The organism is Streptomyces sp. NPDC054841, assembly GCF_053611045.1.
Map to the genome: position 1 here is coordinate 1 of NZ_JBSGZO010000750.1, position 2,716 is coordinate 2,716.

At 68.4% G+C, this 2,716-nt stretch carries 1 protein-coding gene and 2 pseudogenes; 2 read left to right on the top strand and 1 reads right to left on the bottom strand.

The window, feature by feature from the left end; all coding sequences use genetic code 11:
• Positions 1 to 47: 47 nt before the first annotated feature.
• Positions 48 to 446: pseudogene (locus ACWGI8_RS42700) on the top strand (helix-turn-helix domain-containing protein); the annotation flags it as partial.
• 21 nt (positions 447 to 467) lie between these two features.
• Here ACWGI8_RS42700 and ACWGI8_RS42705 read toward each other — a convergent pair.
• Entirely contained in the window at positions 468 to 1,694 is a 1,227-nt protein-coding gene (locus ACWGI8_RS42705; RefSeq protein ID WP_453668854.1) for an IS110 family transposase, read from the bottom strand.
• 584 nt (positions 1,695 to 2,278) lie between these two features.
• On the opposite strand from ACWGI8_RS42705, the pseudogene ACWGI8_RS42710 reads away from it, so the two are divergent.
• Positions 2,279 to 2,647, top strand: a pseudogene (locus tag ACWGI8_RS42710) (transposase); the annotation flags it as partial.
• Between the last annotated feature and the right edge of the window lie 69 nt (positions 2,648 to 2,716).

Below are 2,716 nucleotides of genomic sequence, written 5' to 3' on the forward strand. Positions count from 1 at the left end.
CTAAGGGCTGTCCCGTAACTGCTGGTCACGGGTGAGATGATCTTGATGTGGCTGGTGTGATCACGGCGTCGGAGCCGTCCTGGATAGCCCCGTTCACCGGGCTGAGCCCCCGCCTGTTCGGCAAGCTGGTGACCGTACTGCGACGCGAGGGTGCGGATGCGGTCCGCAAGGGCCGGCCGTGGAGCCTCCCGCTGGAGGACCGGGCTCTGCTGGTCGCGGCGTACTGGCGCACCAACTTGACGATGCGCCAGCTTGCCCCGCTCTTCGGCGTGTCCAAGTCGGCAGCTGACCGCATCATCGACCACCTCGGGCCGATGCTCGCGCTCCAACCCCGCAAGCGGTTCGCCAAGGACACCGTGCTCATCGTGGACGGCACCCTGGTCCCCACCCGGGACCACACGGTGGCGGAGCAGTCCAAGAACTACCGGTACTCGACCAACCACCAGACACCTCACGAACCCAAGCCGTCAAGCCACGGCGGCGAGTTCAGTGGGGAACGCGATGTGTTCATCGAACAGCTTGTGGCGCTGGAGGCAGTGGTAGAGCTGGCCGATCATGCGGTTGAAGAGGTTGCGCTGGGCGGCCGCGTGCCAGTCGCCGATCTCGCGACGGCGCCGGTAGTGCGCGTCCGCTCCGGGTGAGTGGCGGAGGGCGGCGAAGGCCCAGAGGTAGCCGGCATGGTTGAGACGGTCGTTCTTCACCCACCGCCGCGTGATGGACGACTTCTTGCCGGACGCGCGGGTCACCGGCGAGGCCCCTGCGTACGCCTTCAGGCCGCGGGCGTCGACGAAGCGGGTGCGGTCGTCCCCGATCTCAGCCAGGATCCGGGCGGCGAGCTGGATGCCGAGCCCGGGGAAGCTCAGCAGTACTTCAGCGTCCGGATGTTGAGGAAAGGACTCCTCCACCGCCTTCGCAAGGTCATCGGCAGCGGTGCAGGCGGCCTCCAGCTGGATGAGGAGGGCGAGCATTTGCTTGCCGAGCGCGTCCTCGACCAGTGCTGGCTGGTGGGCCCAGTCGGAGCGGAAGACGTCACGGAGGCGGTCGGCCTCGGCGGCGATGCCGCGCTGGCGGCCGGCACGCTTGAGCGCGGCCTGGAGCTGGGTGCGGGTCAGCCGCGCGGCCTGGGTGGGCGTCGGGGCGGCCTTGAGCAGTTCACGGGCCTCGGGGCGACACAGACCGTTGGTCCAGACGGCGAAGGCGGCCAGGGCAGCCGGGTAATACTCGCGCAGCAGGGAGCGGAGCTGGTTGGCGATCTGCTGCCGGTTCCAGAGCGCGTCCTGCTGGGCGCGGGCCAGTACGGCGATCGCGCGGCCGAGGTCGCTGTCGTTGGGCAGCGGGCGGTGGGCGTGCATGTCGGTGCGGAGGATGTTCGCCAGGACCAGGGCATCGCCGGGGTCGGACTTCTTGCGCGAGACGCTGTGCCGGTCGCGGTAGCGAGCCGCGGCCATAGGGTTGATCGCGAACACTTTCCGCCTCCCGGTCCGCAGCACCGCCACCAGCAGGCCCCGGGCGGTCTCGATCGCCACCGGGATCGGGTTCTCCGCGCTGTCGCCGTGCTCTGCGAGCAGCTCCATCAACAGCTGGTAGCCAGCGGCGTCGTCGGTGATGTGCCGTTTGGCCACTAACGCGCCAGTGTCGTCGACCAAGGCGACGTCGTGGGTGCGCTCCGCCCAGTCGATTCCGCAGTAGATCAAGGTAGTTCCCTCCCGATGTGCAGGTATCTGCGCTGGTCACGAGCGCATGCGGGCCACGCGAGCGACCTAATCCCAGGACTCGGCGCAGGGGCCGGTCCGCCACCTCACTAGCCGTTCGTGGCACCAGCGCACCCCACGGGCCCCGGTCTGCGCGGGAGCTCAGGTGGCTCGGGCATAGCGAGAGGTCACCGTGCGGCGGGCTCGCACCACCGACACCAACGCGTGATCAAGTGGGCGGATGCTGACGCGCGACGGTGCTGGGAGTCGCCGATCTGGTAAAAGGCGTCGAAGCCCGGTCAGGGTCAGGCGTCCGCCCAGCACCTACGGGCGGCAACACCCGTCACACGTGGTGGCGGCCGCGGAGACGCCGGGCCCGGCCGCTCTGGTGGGAGACCTTTCAGGCCCAGTCGTCATAAGGCATCCGCCCGGCGCCCACGAGACCGCCACCACGCTGAGTACCAGTACCGCGCACACGGTCTAAAGCGAGGCGTTGCCCGCCCGGCAGCCACTAGATGTCGCGGTCTGGCACTCGAACGTTCCACAGGAACAACCGCCCCCTCGGACCGTCCTTACTCAGGGATTAGGTCGTCATCGACGCCGACACCCGCCTGGTCGTCATCGTGGGCCGGCCTCTCGCCGGAAACCGCAACGACTGCAAGGCGTGGGAGGAATCCGGCGCCAAAGCCGCCGTCGGCAAGACCATGACGATCGCCGACGGCGGCTATCCCGGCACCGGGCTCGTCATGCCCCACCGCCGACGCAAGGGCGAAGACCTTCCGGACTGGAAGGAAGCACACAACAAGTCCCACAAGCAGGTCCGCGCCCGCGTCGAGCACGTCTTCGCCCGCATGAAGACCTGGAAGATCCTCCGCGACTGCCGCCTCAAAGGCGACGGAATCCACCACGCCATGCTCGGCATCGCCCGGATGCACAACCTCGCCCTCGCCGGATAGACAGCCGGTCCGCACGACGGCCAACCACGCCCGAGACAGCTCGAAGATCATTTACGGGACAACCCTTAG